Genomic DNA, 18,617 nt, shown 5'->3' with positions numbered 1-18,617 from the left:
CCCCAACGACACGGGCTCTGACGATTACTCGATCGTTGCCTTACGAAGCTCCTCCGTAAGATTCCGAAGAATTAGACGGGAGTGAACCAAGTAATCGAGAATGGTCTGCAGCTCTTCCTGGCTGTACTTCGAGTACAGCTCAAGCATGGCATCGTTTAACGGAGCAAAGACCTTTTTAATCGCATGCAATTGCGAATAGATTGGTTCGGCATAGACCACCCTGAGATCGCCGGCATCTTTGGCCCTGCGGATATACCCCGCTTTTTCCAAGCGATTTAGAACGCTTGTAATGGCACCGGTGGTTAGCCCGGTCCATTCGGCAAGTTGTCCCGCAGTGGCTCTCCCTCTGCTTAGAATCAAATCCATGCACTTATGATCCGTAATGTTCAGACCAAGATGACCGGCGACCGCCTGGTGGAACATGACGGTTTGAGTGGACAACTGTTTAGAAGCCTCGAGAAGGGACTGCTGAAGGTCTTCTTGTGTCGGTTTCATTTACCATACCACCTTTATACGTATCGACATATGAAGTATACCATAACCGTTCCGATTCACTTAAAAGTGATATGTGTTGTGGCAGCCCCAACCAGGGTCTGGGAGCAAAATCAGCCTTAGGGCCGTGGCAGCAACGAGTCATTTTTGTAGAATGGACATAACGATTTTTTTATTCATATATCTTAATAATTAAGATAAATTTCAGGAAAGGAGGGAACAGCGATAGGAAGCGAAACGGGCAATAGTCCGGAATAAGGATTGGAGCAAAATTTACGGGCCCGTAACGTCAGAGAGGTTAAAAAGAAGCCATCGGCATGTGCTCTTGGCTTCTTTTATTATTAAGAATTGTTGTCGCGGCTTTGCAGCCATCGCTCGAATTCGGCGGGTGTGCACACATTATTGTCTAATACAGCAGTATAGATATCGAAGCTTTTCACTTGCTTCCCATACTCGGCTCGTGCGGCCCAAACGGTTTTAATGCTTAAAATAGAGACAACCGCTGCCGGAGTAAGACGATCAGGCATCGTGCGAATATGCTGCAGATCGGGCTGTTTTTCAGGCTCGTCTACGAACCAAATATCCAGTTCCCATTTCTTTCCGCTTTTGGACTCGTACGTCATACCGAGAAAATAACCGTCGGGGTAGGCCGGATCGATGTTCCAGTTGCCAGTATCGTTGATGAATTTCAAATCCCGAACTTGAGGATTGGACATTAATCGCACAGCAATTCCGGAAATTGCAGCGATGTTCAACTTGGAACAAACGACTGTAATATCGAGATCTCTCCAAGCCATTAAACCAAGCGCCGCACTCCCTACTTTTACTGGTGTACCGGCTGCTGCCAGCAATTTGTTAAGGTGCATCTCTTCCGCAATCGCGGCTGCTTCAGCTTGCAGCTGAAGTTGGCGGGCAAGCAGATCCTCCTGATCTATCATTTTTCCGCCCTCCCTTTTCATATCCGTATTTTGGCATTTTACAGTATAACCAATAAATCGCCGTGTTGTCTATGAAATAAAAAGGAGCTGTCGTTCGTCGATGATGGTGTAACTGTTCTGAGGTTTTGGTCCTCTGCACTTCATTCAGAATCTTGGATGCCGCGCTCTTGTTATAGGTGTACCGCCAATTGACGAAGGTGAACTGTCCATCTCCATCGAATAAAAAAATATGCTGATCAATTCTTGCTTGTTTCCGTTCATGAAATAAACAGTAAACTTCGACGATCGGTTTTTTCTTGCTGAACAAACAGGAGGAGAACGTTAGGACAACGAAAGGAGTAACCAAGATGACAACTCTGAATCATATACCCGTTGTTAAAGCTGAAATGCTTATTAGAAAACCTGTTGAAGAGGTTTTTGAAGCTTTTATCAACCCGGAAATTACCACACAATTCTGGTTCGCAAAAAGCAGTGGCAGATTAGAAGTGGAATCTGATAATAATAGAGGGCTAATATGGACGAGATAAAAACAATGCTAAAGGAGCAGTACGGCATCGATTGCACAAACGTTTTGCCGCAGCAGGGTGGATGGTCTGCTTTGGCATATAAAGTGCTTGATGATCAGCGTGCCTATTTCTTGAAGGTTTATGAAAAAAGCAGGGCTTCCACTTCCAAATGGACAGCCCTTATTGATATGTATATGCCTGTCACAGTTTGGCTTCAGCAAAATAGCAGCTTGAAGGGTAAAATTCCTGTACCGCTATTCACAACGAATGGCGATTATAAATGCGAAAGCGAAGATGCCATCTATCTTCTCTTCCAATATATTGACGGAGAAACGATTGGCAATCGTGAATTAAGCAAGGAGCAGCTTTACCAGCTCTCGGAAATCGTTGCGGAGCTTCATTCGTATGGGGAGGAAATCTCTGTTAAAACAGAAGAGCTCCGGGAAGATTTTGAAGTTCCGTTTTTGCAGGAGCTGAGGAACGCATTGGATAACGATTTGAACAAGCTGTCAACCGATGTCGCGGAAATGATAGAACCTTGGGTTGAGCGTATCAAGGGCTTGTCCGAAAGCGTTCGAAGGCTATCTGCGAGCTTGAAAAACAATCAGTTAAGAACAGCTTTATGCCATACCGATCTTCACAATTGGAATCTGATGCAGGCAGAAGGGAAGCTGGTCCTGATTGACTGGGAAGGTCTTACATTGGCCCCCGTTGAAGCCGATCTGATGTTTTTGGTTGATCATCCACATTTCGACACATTTTTAAGCATCTATCGGAAACGCCATAAAGCCTATGCCCTAAACCGCGATGCCCTACAGTTTTATCAGGAGAAACGGAAATTGGAAGACATTTGGGAATTTATTCAGCAACTTTTATTTGATGAGCAAGATGCGCAGGAAAGAGCCGAAACGATAAGCTTGTTGGCGAAAGAGTTAAAAACTCTTGTGTAGATATTTGATTACTACGAAAACCAATTCGGTAGGAGAAGGGTAATATGGAGCTGCACTGGCAAAAATCAAGCTTCTGCCATGGCCGGAAGCTCGATCTTGGCTCTCAGCCCTTTCCCCGTATCGCTCGTCAGGATCAGCCGTCCCTGATGCGCTTTGGCAATCCGTGCGACCATCGGGAGGCCGAGCCCGTGACCGCTCCGCGCAGGGCGCTTTCGCTGGGACGAATACGGCGGCTCCAGCAAGTCGGCAAGCTCGCCTTGCGGTATCCCTTTTCCGTTGTCCGAGACAATGAAGCGGCAAGCTTTTTTGTCGGGGGAGCGCATGATTTGCAAGCGAATCCGGCAGCCTTCCCGATTGTGAATCATGCAATTTTGCACGAGGTTGGAAATGGCCCGGAGCAGCAGCTTTTCATCGCCATTGACTCTGATGTTCTCCTCCTGAACGTCCAGTTCAAGCGTGAATCTCTCATCGACATCATTGTTGTTGAGAAATTCCGATACGGCCTGCCGGGCAAGCACTGACATCCTTACAGCCTTCCAGCTTACCGGCTGCATCTCATATTCGAGCATAGAGACCAAATTCAAATCGCTGACTAGGGAACGGAGCTTTTCCCCCTGCCGCCGGATAATCGCGGCTTTTTTTCGTTGTTCGGCCAAAATGGACTCGCTTTCCTCCAGTTGGCTTGCATAACCCAGCACCATCGAAAGCGGTGTGCGGATGTCATGGGAGATGCCGGCAATCCAGTTGGATCGCGCTTCATCCCTTGCTTTCAGCTTTGTATTTTTTTCCTGCAGCAACGCCGATGTATGATTGATGCTCTTTGCCAGGCTGCGCAGCAATCCCTTCGGCTCGACATGGGCAGGCTGCTCGTGGGCGAGACCGTGAATCCCGTCGATCAGCGGCGCTATGGCTTTGATCAGGCGGGTGCCGATCATCAGCGACAGAAGCAAGGCAAGCGCGATGTTTCCAATGATCATGCCGACGAGCCGGAAAGGAACGTCGCTGATCCAGTCGACGGGAAAGCTGAATTGGTATTTTGCCAGGCTGTCCTTCGGATAACCGACAACCACGAGGCCATCGACATGCTCCCATATAAAAACGGGATAATCCATGATGTAATGCCGGGAGAGCTTGGCCACATCGGTAAGCGAATACAAACGGGGCAGTTCGTCCGGCAGCGCATAGTCCCATGCCACCTGACCGGTGTTGTCGACGAGCATGGCCCAGGCACTGTGTTGCATCAGCAGTTTTTCCGCCTTTGCACCCAGCGCATAGCTGCCGCTGGTTCTGTGCAGTTCTCCTGAAGTCGCCCGTACGACATCCATAGGCGATTTACTCGCATTCATCCCATTAAATACCCACGCGCCGAGAAAAACGTAATTCAGAATAAGCAGAAAAGCTGCGATCAAGATGGTCGCGCTGATGAAACGCCGCAATATATGAACAGCCCCGCTCATGCCAGGTCCTCGCTTGCCATCAGTTTGTAACCGAGTCCTCTTACAGTGAGCAAATGTGCGGGTGCGGAGGGGTCCGATTCGATTTTTTCCCTGATGCGGCGGATGTGCACCATCAGCGTGTTTTCATACCCGAAGCTGTCGTCGCCCCACACCGCATGGCATAAAGCATCGCTCGTGACAATTCGCCCCCGGTGTTCATACAGCTTTTTCAGCAGCGCATGTTCTTTGGCCGTCAGCGGCTGTTCTCCTTTCGCGCCGCGTACCACAGCTGCTTCCAGATCCACAGTAAAGTTCCCCAGCCTAAAAACAGGCAGCCGCTCTTGCTTTGGCGGGGCGTACACACGTCTCAATATGGCTCCCAGGCGCAGCGTAAGCTCACGCGGCAAAAACGGCTTGACGATGTAATCGTCAGCGCCAAGGCCGAGTCCGAGGATCCGGTCTTCATCCTTGTTTCTGGCCGAGAGAAAAAGCACCGGAATGTCTGAAATTCTGCGCAGGGAAGAAAACAGGGCAAAGCCGTCGCCATCCGGCAGCATGACATCCAAAATGGCGATGTCCGGCTTGTCCGACAGGCAGACCTCGATAGCCTCGCTGCAGCTGGCTGCATGAAATATGCGAAAGAAGCCGTCTTTCCGCAAAAAACTGTCGATCATCTCCCGTATCTCATGCTCGTCATCCACGATGAGCACCTTCTTTTGCTTGATCTGCTCCATTCGTCATCACCTGTTTACAAATATACAGCAAAATTTCGGGGATTTCGCAAAAAACCGAATCGCTCTCGGCGATTTAAGGTCGCTGTAAGGTTGCCGTCATGGCCAGGTAAGGCAACGCTGTTATGTTCTGATAGCGATCAAAAAATCAGCAGAAAACAGAGTGGAGTGAAGAAGGATGAATGCGATCGTCTCGACGCATAACCTTTCCAAGCGCTATGGAGACGCTTATCGAGTCAACGAAGTGAATCTCAAGGTGCTTGAAGGAGAGGTATACGGCTTTTTGGGGCCGAACGGCGCGGGAAAGTCGACAACGCTCAAAATGCTTTTGGGGCTTGTCAAACCGACGAGCGGTAAGGTTGTTGTGTTCGGAAAGGAGTTTTCCAAAAACCGGCTGTCCATTTTACGTCAGACCGGTTCGCTCATCGAGTCGCCTTCGTATTACGGACATTTGACCGGTCTGGAGAACATGCGGATCATGCAGCGCCTGCACGGTGTTCCGGACAAGAATGTGTTCGAGGCACTCAAAATTGTTCGTTTGGAAAATCAGAAGGACAAAAAGGCCGGGCAGTATTCTCTCGGAATGAAGCAGCGTCTCGGCATTGCGATGGCCTTGATCGCTTTTCCACGGCTCCTGATACTCGACGAGCCCACAAATGGGCTTGATCCTGCAGGGATCGGTGAAATCCGGGAGCTGATCAAATCGTTGCCGCAGCGCTACGGCATCACCGTTTTGCTTTCCAGCCACCTGCTTTCGGAAATCGAGCAAATCGCCACTTCCGTCGGCATCATCAGCGATGGAAAACTGCTGTTCCAGGGCAGCATGGAATCATTGCAAAGCAAAAGCCAATCCTCTATCGCGATAAAAACGCGAGACAACGAGACTGCGAAACGACAACTGGACAGGGAAGGCTTCAACCCGAGTATCAAGGGCGATGCCCTGATTTTGACAGAAATGAACGACGAGCAGGTCGCTTTGGCAAACCGAATGCTTACGCATGGGGGCATCGATGTGATCCGGATTGAGGAGCGCAAAAAAAGCCTGGAGAGCATCTTCCTGGAACTTACGGGAAGGGAGAAGAGCCTGTGATGAAAGCAGTTGGCCTTGAATTTTATAAACTGCGCCGCAAACGGGTATTGCTCATGATCGTGCTGTTTTTAACGGTAGAACTGGGCTGGGCTTTCGTGTCCGCCGGCATGGCCATATCCAGGAATCCGGAAAAAGCCGGGTGGGAGGGGGTCCTTGTCACGATCGCCTCCATGAACGGACTATTTCTGCCGATTCTTTCAGCGGTGGTCGTGTCCCGAATCTGCGATATGGAGCATACGGGAAACACGTGGAAGCTCCTGATGGCGGCATCGTTTAAACGGAGCGGCATTTATGCCGCAAAATATGCTTGCGCGTGTTTATTGCTCCTGCTTTTCATCATTTTGCAGAGCATGGCCATCCTCTGTTTTGGGATCGCAAACGGATTTGAGCAGTCGTTTCCGCTCTCTTTGCTGCTTAGATTTGCGGCTGGCACCATGCTGGCCAGCCTGGCGGTTATCGCTTTGCAGCAATGGATCTCCTTTTCCGTCAAAAATCAAGCTTTTGGCCTTGGCCTGGGGATGATCGGCGGCTTTATCGGGATGGCGGCCGATCTGTTTCCGGAAGCGGTTCGCCGTATCTTTATTTGGTCCTATTATACGGGGCTGAGTCCGATATCGTACAAATACGAAAACGAGACGATGGAGTTTGTCACCCGCGGCTTCGAGCCGTATTTGCCGGCTGCCGCTCTTTTGATCGGAGCAGCCGTTTATCTCATCGGGAGTATTCACGCATCCCGGCAGGAAGAATAAGGAGGGAGAACATGTTGCGAACATGTATTGGTGCCGAGTGGTTGAAAATACGCCGCTCGTACCTTGGGATCATCTTACTGGCGCTTCCCGTCGTCAGCATTATGATTGGCGGTGCCAATTACTATTTCAACCAGGGGACGCTCACCAATGGATGGTACAGTCTTTGGACACAAGCAAGCCTGTTTTACGGGGAGTTTTTCCTGCCGGTTCTCATCGCCATTTGCTGTGCGTACATATGCCGGCTCGAGCATCTGAACAAAAATTGGTACCAGGTGATGACAGCGCCGGTTTCCCCAACAGCTATTTTCCTTTCAAAGCTGGCCATCGCCGGGATTCTCATGCTCGCCGTTCAGTTGTTTTTCTTGTTGCTTTATTTTTGTACGGGAATGCTGTTGAAGGTTCCGTCGCCCTTTCCGCCCGAGACCTTCGGTTGGGTGATGCGCGGCTTGCTTGCGGCCCTCTCGATCAGTGCGGTACAGCTCGCGCTTTCGATCCGTATCCGCAGCTTTGCCGTCCCGATTGGCATCAGCATTTGCGCCGTTTTTTTCGGACTGGGCATGTATGTGATGAAGCTCGGCATGCTTTTCCCGTATTCTCTTTTGACGATCGGGATGGGCGTGTTGAGCCAGGAAAGTCTGACGAACGTGGAGAGCGGTCTGTTTTTTGTGATGAACAGCTTGTTTATCATCATCGTTTCGGCCATTGCAATCCGGCAGCTTTCCAAAAAGGATATCATCGCTTGACTGTAAAGCGGGGCCCCTATACGTCGGAGCCACTACGAAGCCGGACAGCGCTCGCTTGGAGGAAGGACGAGTCGAATCTACAGCCAACCGCTGTTGGTAACCAGAGATAAACATAAAGTACGAATACTTACAAAAGATTATTTACTTACATTTTGCGCGGTTCTGCGATACAATAGGGGTACCGCATAAACGAAAAGGAGCTTTTTTGATGATCATCGACATTTTTCAAGACACCATCTGCCCGTGGTGCCGGATCGGCAAAAAAAATCTTTTTGACGCGATCAACCAGTGGGATGGAGAACCGATCACACTCCGGTATCGCAGTTTCCAGCTAAATCCGGAAACGCCCGAGGAAGGCATTCCGTTTTGGGAGTACATGGGGGCGATGAAGGGTGGAGCCGAAGGGGCCAAGCAAATGGTGCAGCACGCCGCCAATGCTGGCGAGGCAGCGGGGATACCGTTTCGCTTTGACAAGGTTTCCATGTGGCCGAATACGCTTGCTTCCCATCAGCTGATCAAGCTGGCATCTGCAGAAATGCAGACGGAGATGGTGGATGCCCTATACCGGGCTTATTTCGAAGAAGGCAAGGATATCGGACAGTTGGATACCCTGGTCAGCATTGCAGGCCAGCACGGCATGGACGAAGAGGAAACGCGCCGCCTCATCGAAAACGGCGAGAAGCAGGACGAAATACGCGAAGACCTCAACTATGCAAGGCAGCTGCAAATTACCGGCGTTCCCTTTTTCGTCGTCGACGGGAAATTGGCGCTATCCGGCGCCCACCCCATCGAGAATTTCCTCAAAGCTTTCCGCCAGGTGTCGGAAACTCTATAGTCCAGTGAGTGCCGCCTGTTTTTGAACTGCATCCCGATTGTTAGACGAGACATGCCTGACAATTGGTGGTGCAGTTTTTTTATGCGCGAACACGAATCATGCTCCAATATTTACAGATTGAGTCTCGGTCATAACCCTGCTAAAGTGGTCATGGGAACCGGCTGCTTGTCGTGCAAAGCCGGCTTTCTTACTTTTAGAAGAAATGCGGGGGAGAGCTTGTGAACAATCGATCTCATTCATGCCTGCTGGCTCTACTGGCAGGTCTTGTCCTGACTATCATGAACGTCCCGGTGGCGAGCGCGGCAGGTACGGCTGAGCCATCCACACCGGGTCAATTGTCACCGGTTGGAGCTGCTGCTGTTGTGCCAGGCTTTGACCGCCAAAAATTAATCGAGCAATTGGGCGTGGATGAAGAGGATGTCGTAGGGCTGTATTACACCTCTATGGCTGGCAGCTCCGAGAGTCGCATTCACAATATCAAAAAAGCCGTGAGAAGGATTAACGGAGAAAAGATAGAGCCCGGTGAAGAGTTTTCCTATAATAAGGAAGTAGGCAATTCCAATCTGGCGGAAGAAGGCTGGAAGGAAGCTCATGTGATCGTGAATGGTCAGCTCACCGACGGATACGGCGGGGGCATCTGTCAGGTCTCTTCAACGCTGTACAACGCCGTCATGGAAGCGCAGCTGCCGATCGTGGAGCGGCATAGTCACAGCAAGAAAGTCGGTTACGTCCCGGTTGGGCAGGATGCGACGGTAGCGTTTGGGCTTCTCGACTTCCGGTTTGCGAATCCGTACGACTACACCTTGAAGATCAAGGCCAAAACCTACGACGATACCGATGTGGTGATTGCCATTTTGAAAAAGTAAAACCGTTTTCTGGCGGGCAAAGATAGCTATGGCGTGTAGACAGACGTTTGGTCTGTGCACGTCTTTTTTTTTATCTCATAACAGCAGAAATGGAATTTTGCTATGTAACGCAAAAGAAAGGCGGCTTGCTCGTTTTGGACACCCTCCGAGCGAACATACTGTTTGGTAAGGAGGGATTTGCATGTATGTGCTAGTTCGAGAGGAAGCTGGGGAAGTTTTTGTGCACGTAATGGGAGAAAAGCTTGCTTTCGGGAATGATGGATCCTTTCTGCTGCCCGGTCGCCTGATCAATGCGCTGAAACCGGAAGACCTGCCAGGCGGCATGGCCTTTTCCGTCGAAGATGCTCTTCCCTGCGGTACGGGCTTCTATCAGGAAGATCACGTCATTTTTCGCCGGGAAGAGAATTCTCTTGCTTTTCAGATTGACGTGACTTCTCGCTACGATCCGGAAACATGGGACGGATTCTTTCCCCTCGGAGCTACCCTGCGGGAGCGTTATCATGTGCTGCAGTCAGCACGGGATATTGAGGTGAGCGAAGTCCGTCTGGATGAGAATGCACATCTGCTCGCTTATCGATTGCGTTGGCAGGCCCGGGAGGAAGAGGACCTGGACAGTATGCTTTTGGCTGTATGCACAGCGATCGGCATGCTGGAAGACAGGGGCAATGAACGACTGTGGTACGGCGGAAGAAGCGATCCCGAGAGGAATGATTTCTGTCCGTAAAAGACAAACAGTGATATAGTAAAAGAAGAAAAATGGGCAAGAGGGGTGCAAGGAAATGCAATCGATCCGGAATATTTACTGTGTAGGACGCAACTACAAGCTTCATGCCGCTGAGCTGGGAAATGAGGTACCATCGGCCCCGATGCTTTTCGGCAAACCGACTCATGCCCTGGCGGAGGCAAACGGACAGGAGATTGAGCTTCCGGGTGGTCGCGGTGAGCTGCATTATGAAGCAGAGCTTGTGATCCATATCGCCAGGCCATATGCCGAAGGCGCAAAGCTGGAGGATATGGTCGACAAAATGGCTCTGGGAATCGACTTTACGCTGCGCGACGTACAGAGCGAGCTGAAGAAAAAAGGGTATCCCTGGATGCTGGCAAAAGGCTTCCAAAATTCTGCCGTGGTCACTGCTTTTCGTCCGTTCCCTGGCTTGGAAGCGTGCCTTCGGACAGATTTTTCATTAGTAAGGAATGGCGAGCTGGCCCAGAAGGGGAACATTGGCGACGTCATCTTCGATTTGATGACCATTATCCGCTATACGCACGAGCATTTTGGTCTTGGCGCGGGAGATATCATCTACACGGGTACTCCTGCGGGGGTCGCGCCTACAAAAAATGGAGATCATTTTGCCTTCCTGTGGGGGACCGAAAACTGGGGAGAATTTACTGCAAGACTTGTCTAAATCCGCACAATGAAAGCCATCTTCTGACATGATCAGGCAGAAGATGGCTTTTTTTCGCACGGCCGCGCATGTTTTTCGCCTTCTGGGTCCAGGGGACTAAAAGGCATTCATGGCAATGTTTGAGACTCTTTTTTCGTGTAGGGCCATGTAACCAAAAAACGTATTGGTAAATTTTACGGTCTTATCCTCCCGTTTCCTCCTGCGGTAACCTGTGCATGTACCCAATTATGGGATCACAACATGACAAGGAGGAAAAGAGAGTGACGAAAAGAGATTGGGTGATGAGATCGACTATCGCCGTCATGCTGAGTACGTCCCTGTTAATGGGTGGTCAAGTTGGACAAGCGGCCGCTTATTCGCAAGATTCCGGGAAGTCTGAACAAATCGCAAGTTTGACAAAATCGCTCGTAGGCAAAGATTACAAATTTGGTGCCGAAGGACCGAACAGCTTCGGTTCAGCTGGCTTGGCTACGTATGTGTACGGCAAAGCGGGTATCAAAATTGAGGATACGATCGGAGAACTGTACCGCGGCGGGACCAAAGTAAGCCGGACAAGCGTCAAGGCGGGGGATCTCGTATTCTTCTCCTCCAATGGGAAAGGCAACCCTTCCTTCATGGGGATTTATGTGGGCAACGACCAGTTTATCTACTCTTCGCAGAGTCAAGATGAAGTGGTGGTGAAAAAGTTCTCTGCAAACGAAAAGAAATTCCTGGGCGCCCGACGCTACCTGAAAGAAGAGTCCACCTCCAAACCGAGCGTGCCTGACAAAAGTTCGGAAGCTTCAGCCATTGCCGACAAGGTAATCAAGAACGGTGAAAAATATCTCGGTACGCCGTACAAGTTCGGTTCGAGCAAGAACACAACAAAGACGTTTGACTGCTCGTCATTTACCCAACGCGTGTTTAAAGAAGCGGGAATTACGCTGCCGCGCGACTCTCGCCAGCAATCCACGGTAGGGAAAAGCGTCTCTTTGAAAAACGTGAAAAAAGGCGATCTGATTTTTATGAAAGCATCGGTCAATGCATCTTCTGACCGAATCACGCATGTCGCCATTTACGCAGGGAATGGCAAGATTTTGCACACGTACGGCAAACCCGGAGTTACATACTCGAAGTTTGACGGTACAAACTGGGAACGCCGTGTGGTAAAAGTGAAACGGGTTATTTCTGAATAAAACCGACTCCAAAATCACAGAAGACGATCAGGCTCTCATGCATAATGCGTGAGGGTCTTTTTTGTTCTTCGTTTCTCTTACGCTGTTTCTATATTAAGTAGGACGAAAGCAGAACGCTTTTGTTACAATAGAATGGTTGACAAATGGTGGAAAGCTCTCGTGTGGAAGAGAGCAGGAGGTGTTTCGCAACCGATGAAAATACGTTACATGCTGGTTCTGGCGGTTGTCGCTATGGCTACTTACTTGGTCTTGGTCGTGGGGACAGGCGGCAGCCAGAAGGAAACAATGGAAGAGCTGCTGACAAAGCCGGAAGTCCGCTATCAGGCGCCGGATTTTAAAGGGATATCCTTGCAGGGGGAAGAGATGTCGCTTGCGCAGCACGAAGGAAAACCGGTTTTTCTTAATTTCTGGGCCAGCTGGTGCCCTCCTTGTCAAGCAGAGATGCCCGACTTGAATGCCTTATACAAAACCTACGGGGAGCAGGTTGCCTTTTTCGGAATCAATACGACCCTGAACGACTCGGAGGAAGCGGCGCGTGATTTTGCGGGGCTGTATCAGGTCGAGTACCCCATCGTCATAGACCCCAAGGGAGAAATCAGCAAGGAATACCAGATCATTGCGATGCCTACGAGCTTTATCCTTGATGCAAAGGGAAAGATCGTCTACAAAAAAATAGGTCCGGTGACGATCGAAGAATTTGAACGGGTTGTGCAGCCTCTGCTGCAGAAAGGAAATCCGTAATGCTGGAGCCAGGGGCAATTCTGCCCATCGGTCCTTTGAACTTGTCTGTCAATGTCCTATCTATCATCCTTGCGCTGATTCTTTTTGGCATTTGGATCAAACGGGTCGAATTTGACAAAGCGGGAGTGCAGCCATTTTTGCACGCGGGCAGCAGCGCCTTATTGGCTGCACTCCTCTTATACAAGCTGTGGCCCGTGCTGGAAGCCGGAAAAGAGGTGTGGCTGCAGCCTGCCCGTTGGCTTTTGTACAGCGGCGGGGCATACGGACTTGAAGCGGCCGTGATCGGCGGAGTGATGGTTTTTGGCCTGCACGGCATTCGGGGAAAATGGCTGGGTGCGAGCACGGTCGAATGGACACTCACTGCCATGGCCTTTCTGGCCGCTGCGTACGCTCTCGTCGTCAAACAGTACGGGGTGGCGACCGGGGGCTGGGGGTGGGAGCTGAACGGAAGCTGCTACCTCCCGGTCAATGTCCTGGAAGCCGGAGTGATGCTAATCCTTATCGCCATCCTTACTTTCGCTCGTTCGCATTTTGAGCGAGGTGAACGGATTGGGCTGCTGCTGATGGGATTGGGGCTGTGGACAGTTCTTCATATTACGTTGTCACCGATCGAAAGGATGCAAGAAGGCTGGATGTCTTACCGGGAGGAAGTGGGTCTTGCGGCCGTTTATACGGGGGCGTGGCTGCTTCTCAGACGCAAAGGATAAGCAGTCTCCAATATTTTTGAAAAAGGAAAAATTGAAAAAATGGAGAATGTTCATACTATACCTGATGATAAAAATGGGGGAATGTACATGCAGCTACAGATGCCGGAGCGCTATAATTTTGCCGCACAGGTGGATCAGTGGGCAGACCGTGATCCCGAAAGACGGGCTGTCTGGGAAGTAAGGGATGACGGGACAGAAAAAGTCCTGACGTACCAAGAACTGCGCCACTATTCCAATCGTGTCGCCAATGGCCTTCAGTCATTGGGGATTGGAGCAGGAGATAAAGTACTCGTACTGGTTCCGAGAGGGATCGAGGCTTACGCTATATACTTGGGCCTGATGAAGCTGGGGGCTGTCATCATGCCAGGATCCGAGATGCTGCGCAGCAAGGATATCGAGTATCGTGCCGTTCATGCGGAGGCAAAAGCGATTATCGGCTTCGATGCGGTGCTGCCCGAAGTGGAGGCGATCCGTCAAAACTGTCCGTCGCTTTCGCGTTTTGTCACGATCGGTCAAAGCTGTGAAGGCTGGATTGCCTTGCAAGAGCTGCTGGCTGAACAGTCTGACGATTTTGTCTGTGCCGACACGCGGTCAGATGATCTCGCATTTCTCTCCTATACATCCGGTACGACCGGCGGACCGAAAGGCGTCATGCATGTGCACGGTTGGCCTTTTGCCCATCTGGCTGTAGCCGCCAAGCTTTGGCTGGACGTGCGGGAAGGTGATCTGGTCTGGGCAACAGCGGGACCCGGCTGGGCGAAATGGGTGTGGAGTCCTTTCGTGGCGACGCTGGGCATGGGCGCGACGGCGTTCGTCTACAAGGGACGCTTTGATCCGGATATGTATTTGAGCAACCTGCAGGCGCACCCAATCACGGTGCTGTGCGCTACCCCGACGGAGTACCGCCTGATGGCCAAAGTATCGGGCCTGGAGAATTATTCGCTGCAAACGTTGCGTAGCGCATGTTCCGCTGGCGAGCCGCTGAATCGGGAAGTGATCGAAACATTCCGCCGCGTATTCGGGCTGACTGTACGCGATGGATACGGGCAGACGGAGAACACGCTTCTCGTCGGCACATTTGTCGGCATGGAGCCAAAGCCAGGATCGATGGGCAGACCGTCTCCTGTCGTTCGCGTCGCCATTATCGACGAAGAGGGGGCAGAGCTTCCCCAAGGCAAGGTAGGCGACATCGCGATAGACCGGGAAATGATCGCGCTTTTCCGCGGGTATTTGAACGATCCGGAGCGTACGGCTCGGGCTTTCCGCGGCAACTGGTACGTCACCGGCGATCAGGGGCGGATGGATGAAGAAGGATATATCTGGTTTGAAGGCCGAGCGGACGATATCATTATTTCCGGCGGTTACACGATCGGACCGTTTGAGGTCGAAGATGCGCTTGTCAAGCATCCGGCAGTCGCGGAATGTGCCGCCGTCGCCAGTCCTGATCCGGAGCGAGGACAGGTGGTCAAAGCCTTTGTCGTTGTGAAAAAAGGAATCGAGCCTTCCAATGAACTGGTTCAGGAGCTGCAGGACCACGTGAAAAACATGACGGCCCCGTACAAATATCCGAGAAAAATTGAATTTGTCACCGACCTGCCGAAGACCACATCGGGTAAAATTCGACGGGTGGAGCTTCGGCATATGGAAAAAGAAAAGGCGCAGCATCGCCCGTAACTCCATTCATACCCGGCTGGTGGAAGCCGGGCTTTTTGTTGGCCCGCTGAAACATTACGGAAATGTAAGGAATGTGTAAGTGGATTCGATGGGAACAAAACCCCTTCGTTCGTATGATAGAGATAGAAACGAGAGAAGGGGTGATTCAACATGAACGATGTTACCCTCACGACAAACGAAATCAATCCGCTTCCACGCGTTGAAACAAAGCGAATCCGCCCAGCAGGCAATTGGAAAAAATGGATAACGGTTCTTTCGCTATGCATCATTTGCTTGACCTACCTAATCCCGTCTCTGATGACGACAGCAGGCGGCGTCTGGATCGATGAAACGAAATTGCAAGCTTTGAAAGAAAGCTCGCCCGGATACATTCCAATAGAAGAAATGCCCGAGCATCTGTGGAAAGCGTTCGTCGCCATTGAGGATCACCGGTTCATGCAGCACGGCGGGGTAGATCCGGCAGCATTGGCGCGGGCGGTCTGGATTGACCTTCAAGCAGGGTCCTATGTCCAAGGCGGGAGTACCATTACGATGCAGCTGGCCCGCAACCTGTTTTTGACGCATGATAAAACGATGTGGCGCAAGCTGAAAGAAATGGCCATCGCGATGGAGCTGGAGCGCCGTTACAGCAAGCGTGAGATTCTGGAGATGTACCTGAACGTCATCTACTTTGGACACGGCCAGTACGGGATCGGAAATGCGGCCCAGTTTTATTTTGGGAAAGGAAATCCACAAGCGATCGAAACGATGACGGTTGGCGAATCCGCTATTCTCGCGTCGCTGCCGAAAGCGCCCGAAGCCTACTCGCCCCTCAAGCACAGCGAAAAGGCGATAGCAAGGCAGCACGTGGTGCTGGAGAGAATGGCGGAGCTGAAGATCCTGTCCCAAAAAGAGAAGGAAGAGGCCCTTGCGGAGAAAATCCAGGTGAAACAGCCTGAAAAAGCGCGAGCTCTCTGAAAGACGGGAAAAAGCGAGTCTATCAGCTTTGACCATCCTGCTTTTACAGGCCAAAGCTCTACAGTGATCTCCATGCATAAATAATGGCATGAACAACGAAGCTCCGCCTATATCGGCTCATGGGTCGGCATGAGAAAAATTAGTTTGGAGCCGATTCAAAGCTTCTTTTATGATTGGCCAAGAAACTTTTTCATTGCATTCTGGGCTGAAGTATTGATTGCACAGCCGATAGCAAGATTTGCAATGAAAAAATTACATGCCAGACAGGCTCGTAAAGCAGAATGCGTTAATTCTTAATTATTAATTGTTAATTGATGAGGCTCAACCGATATATTTATGTCCGGCAGTATCTTCTCTAAAACCAAATAAGATTACATGTAGCCGATTGGTTTTATCAAGAGCCAATCGGCTTTCTCACAACACTTTATTTCGTGTTTAGACAGGTTTTTTCGTATTGAATAGTCTAATGTGCATTGCTCTAAAGCAAGAACTTCTGGGCAAGATTGGGTCCAATCAAAAATACTGGTCCAATCCTTCCATTTGTTTGATCATTATGTCGTTCGGTTGACGGCTTTGCTCAGGGCGTCCTCCAGTACATGAGCGTACTGCATGGTCGTTTCGATCTTGGAATGACCGAGTTGAGCCTGGAGCTGGTGAGCGTCCGGATTGAGCCGCAAAAATTGGGTGGCAAAGCTGTGGCGAAGCTTGTGAACCGATAAATCCGGAATGCCGAATGCCTGTGCGTACTTTTTGACAAGCTTCTGCACGGAACGGACCTCGATCCGATGGCCGTGCGGCTTGGCGGGAGAGACCGCCAAAAAAACGGCTTGTTCCCTTTCCGCTGGTTTATAGGTGTGGCGGACAGCCAGATAGCGCTGCAAATAGGCTTTTCCCCAGTCACTGAAGAAGGGGGCGTCCTCTTTTTTGCCTTTTCGGACCATCCTTAACTGGTTTTTCTCAAGGACCACGTCTGACAAATCGAGATTGACAATTTCCGAGACGCGGAACCCGCCGGACAAAATCAAGGCGATCAGGGCTGTATCCCGATCCCGGTTTTGGAGGTAGTACTGCATTTTTTTCGTCGTGTCACAGTGCGCTTGATAACCGTTCTGAACGAAATCGACAAATTGGTGGATCTCATCGTCGATCAGGATTTTTGCCCGGATGGCATGTGCGCGTCCGAGCGGCGTCGCTTCAGCCGTATCCAGCTCGATTTTGGCCATGACATTGCGGGAAAGATACGACTCTCCATTCTCGTCCTCTGCGAGCGCGGAAAGATACGTAAACAGGGACTTCAGACTGGAGATTTTGCGGTGAATCGTCCGGTCGCTGTATTCACGCTTTGCGCTCCTCGTCGGCTTTTTCAAAAGCCCGGCCCGCTCGAATAAATGCGATTCCTGCAGGTAAAGCATGTAGCTTTCAACGGTTTCCTTCTTGAGATCATTCAAGGTCTCCAAGGGGATATCTTTCATTTCTTTGGCCGTCGTCAAGCCTTCAGCCATCAACCAGCGGAAGAAAAAGGAAAAATCGCGCAAGTACCCAACCAATGTGGACGGCGAACTTTTTTTGCTCTTTTTGTGTTCTACGAATTTTTCCACGTACCAGGGAAAATCCGGGATCATCTGAAGCAATTGGATAGAATCTCGTTTTTTTATGACAGACATCTGACGGTCCCCCTTTACATCTCAATCAATAAATATCCCGAACATACATTCTATCAAAAAAACAGCAAAATGGGAATTTTTGTTCGTCTTTTTGGGGAGTCGGAAGGAAATGACTGAATCGGCATGTTGTGGGATAGTGGTAAGTGAACAACATCGTTCAACGAAAAAAAGGAGAAGAGTGGATGAACAGCGAACTGAAGCGATTGTTCGAAGAGGACCAAAATGATTTGCGGGTTCTGACAGAAGGGAGAAAAGAGAGAGACGGGGAGAGGCGAAGAAGAGTTAACGAAATTCTTTCTGAAGGGAAAATGACAGAAGGGGCAGACTTCTTTTTTGCAGCCATCATCTTTCAGCATGGGGAAGAGCTGAGCGAATGGTTCCTCGCCCATGAATTGGCGAAAAAGGCGGCAGAATTAGGCTTTGAACAAGGAAAATGGCTGGCCGCTGTCGCTCTGGACAGATGGCTTGTTCGTCAGGGAAGGCCCGCAAAATTCGGAAATCAACTGATCCCGTTCGGGGGAGTCTACAGACTTCCTGCGGTTGACCCGCTGACGACGGACGAAGAAAGAGCAGCCTCGGATATAGCACCGCTAGATGACCTGTACGCCTTCCGAAGACATCATGGGATCGCGTGGGAGGACGCAAACGTATTGGGAACTTCCGCTGCAGACAGTATGCGAATCAATGTTGTGCGGCTGACCAGACATCCTGCACACAGTCCAGCGCTGCCGGGAAGCATTTGCGGTCATGATAAACAGGGACGGGCGGTCAGGGAAAATTCATACGGATGGAGCTGGATCGGGGAAAAGGGCGGTGCAGTCGACACATACTGGCTGTCTATGCCAGCCGTTCCGACGATAGCGCACATAGTAGCCGAGGGAGAGCTGTCTGAAATTCGGGTTGTCACATATATGCGGCGTCCTGCCATCTGGGTCGAAATGGGCGGGGTATTTACCC

The 18,617-nt window shown here is 50.6% G+C and carries 19 protein-coding genes and 1 pseudogene; 15 read left to right on the top strand and 5 right to left on the bottom strand.

Annotated features, from left to right (window positions below; genetic code table 11):
- Positions 1-24 precede the first annotated feature (24 nt).
- A complete protein-coding gene (locus Q3F21_RS05490) occupies positions 25-495 on the bottom strand; it encodes a MarR family winged helix-turn-helix transcriptional regulator (protein WP_340250461.1) in 471 nt (156 codons plus the stop codon).
- 338 nt (positions 496-833) lie between these two features.
- A complete protein-coding gene (locus Q3F21_RS05485; protein WP_340250460.1) occupies positions 834-1,430 on the bottom strand; it encodes a hypothetical protein in 597 nt (198 codons plus the stop codon).
- 347 nt (positions 1,431-1,777) lie between these two features.
- On the opposite strand from Q3F21_RS05485, the pseudogene Q3F21_RS05480 reads away from it, so the two are divergent.
- Both Q3F21_RS05480 and Q3F21_RS05475 read left to right on the top strand, forming a co-directional pair.
- Positions 1,778-1,915 (top strand): annotated as a pseudogene (locus Q3F21_RS05480) (polyketide cyclase); the annotation flags it as partial.
- A 29-nt stretch (positions 1,916-1,944) separates the two neighbouring features.
- On the top strand, positions 1,945-2,886 hold the full coding sequence (locus tag Q3F21_RS05475; RefSeq protein WP_340250459.1) for an aminoglycoside phosphotransferase family protein: 942 nt from the start codon (positions 1,945-1,947) through the stop codon (positions 2,884-2,886).
- A gap of 65 nt (positions 2,887-2,951) precedes the next feature.
- Here Q3F21_RS05475 and Q3F21_RS05470 read toward each other — a convergent pair whose 3' ends face one another.
- Both Q3F21_RS05470 and Q3F21_RS05465 read right to left on the bottom strand, forming a co-directional pair.
- A complete protein-coding gene (locus Q3F21_RS05470; RefSeq protein WP_340250458.1) occupies positions 2,952-4,343 on the bottom strand; it encodes a sensor histidine kinase in 1,392 nt (463 codons plus the stop codon).
- Positions 4,340-5,056 carry a response regulator transcription factor gene (locus tag Q3F21_RS05465; RefSeq protein ID WP_340250457.1) on the bottom strand — a complete coding sequence of 239 codons (717 nt, stop codon included), beginning with the start codon at positions 5,054-5,056 and terminating at the stop codon, positions 4,340-4,342. Before Q3F21_RS05465 ends, Q3F21_RS05470 begins: the two co-directional genes overlap by 4 nt.
- A gap of 175 nt (positions 5,057-5,231) precedes the next feature.
- Here Q3F21_RS05465 and Q3F21_RS05460 point away from each other — a divergent pair, with 175 nt between their 5' ends.
- The 12 genes from Q3F21_RS05460 (at position 5,232) to Q3F21_RS05405 (ending at position 15,996) form a co-directional block, all read left to right on the top strand.
- Positions 5,232-6,143: an ABC transporter ATP-binding protein gene (locus Q3F21_RS05460; RefSeq protein WP_340250456.1), complete on the top strand. Its 912-nt coding sequence runs from the start codon at positions 5,232-5,234 to the stop codon at positions 6,141-6,143.
- Positions 6,143-6,892, top strand: coding sequence for an ABC transporter permease (locus Q3F21_RS05455; RefSeq protein ID WP_340250712.1), 750 nt, complete (start codon positions 6,143-6,145; stop codon positions 6,890-6,892). Before Q3F21_RS05460 ends, Q3F21_RS05455 begins: the two co-directional genes overlap by 1 nt.
- Positions 6,893-6,903: 11 nt before the next feature.
- Entirely contained in the window at positions 6,904-7,635 is a 732-nt protein-coding gene (locus Q3F21_RS05450; RefSeq protein ID WP_340250455.1) for an ABC transporter permease, read from the top strand.
- A gap of 208 nt (positions 7,636-7,843) precedes the next feature.
- Positions 7,844-8,470: a DsbA family oxidoreductase gene (locus Q3F21_RS05445; protein WP_340250454.1), complete on the top strand. Its 627-nt coding sequence runs from the start codon at positions 7,844-7,846 to the stop codon at positions 8,468-8,470.
- A gap of 218 nt (positions 8,471-8,688) precedes the next feature.
- Positions 8,689-9,336, top strand: a complete 648-nt coding sequence (locus tag Q3F21_RS05440; protein ID WP_340250453.1) for a VanW family protein — start codon at positions 8,689-8,691, stop codon at positions 9,334-9,336.
- A 181-nt stretch (positions 9,337-9,517) separates the two neighbouring features.
- A complete protein-coding gene (locus Q3F21_RS05435; RefSeq protein ID WP_340250452.1) occupies positions 9,518-10,060 on the top strand; it encodes a hypothetical protein in 543 nt (180 codons plus the stop codon).
- Between the two features lie 55 nt (positions 10,061-10,115).
- Positions 10,116-10,742 (top strand): fumarylacetoacetate hydrolase family protein, encoded by a 627-nt coding sequence (locus tag Q3F21_RS05430; protein ID WP_340250451.1) that lies wholly within the window; start codon positions 10,116-10,118, stop codon positions 10,740-10,742.
- Between the two features lie 260 nt (positions 10,743-11,002).
- Entirely contained in the window at positions 11,003-11,917 is a 915-nt protein-coding gene (locus Q3F21_RS05425) for a C40 family peptidase (protein ID WP_340250450.1), read from the top strand.
- Between the two features lie 192 nt (positions 11,918-12,109).
- Positions 12,110-12,658 (top strand): TlpA family protein disulfide reductase, encoded by a 549-nt coding sequence (locus Q3F21_RS05420; RefSeq protein ID WP_340250449.1) that lies wholly within the window; start codon positions 12,110-12,112, stop codon positions 12,656-12,658.
- Positions 12,658-13,365, top strand: a complete 708-nt coding sequence (locus tag Q3F21_RS05415) for a hypothetical protein (RefSeq protein WP_340250448.1) — start codon at positions 12,658-12,660, stop codon at positions 13,363-13,365. Before Q3F21_RS05420 ends, Q3F21_RS05415 begins: the two co-directional genes overlap by 1 nt.
- A gap of 87 nt (positions 13,366-13,452) precedes the next feature.
- A complete protein-coding gene (locus Q3F21_RS05410) occupies positions 13,453-15,039 on the top strand; it encodes an acyl-CoA synthetase (RefSeq protein ID WP_340250447.1) in 1,587 nt (528 codons plus the stop codon).
- Between the two features lie 150 nt (positions 15,040-15,189).
- On the top strand, positions 15,190-15,996 hold the full coding sequence (locus tag Q3F21_RS05405) for a transglycosylase domain-containing protein (RefSeq protein WP_340250446.1): 807 nt from the start codon (positions 15,190-15,192) through the stop codon (positions 15,994-15,996).
- Positions 15,997-16,547: 551 nt separating this feature from the next.
- Here Q3F21_RS05405 and xerS read toward each other — a convergent pair.
- Positions 16,548-17,660 carry a tyrosine recombinase XerS gene (xerS, locus tag Q3F21_RS05400; RefSeq protein ID WP_340250445.1) on the bottom strand — a complete coding sequence of 371 codons (1,113 nt, stop codon included), beginning with the start codon at positions 17,658-17,660 and terminating at the stop codon, positions 16,548-16,550.
- Between the two features lie 182 nt (positions 17,661-17,842).
- On the opposite strand from xerS, the gene Q3F21_RS05395 reads away from it, so the two are divergent.
- On the top strand, positions 17,843-18,617 hold a 775-nt coding region (locus tag Q3F21_RS05395; RefSeq protein ID WP_340250444.1), incomplete at its 3' end, for a hypothetical protein.

This window comes from Brevibacillus borstelensis (assembly GCF_037834415.1).
Classification (GTDB): Bacteria; Bacillota; Bacilli; order Brevibacillales; family Brevibacillaceae; genus Brevibacillus; species Brevibacillus borstelensis_A.
The sequence above is the reverse complement of the archived record's forward strand: the minus strand, read 5'-3'. Positions and strand labels throughout refer to the sequence as shown.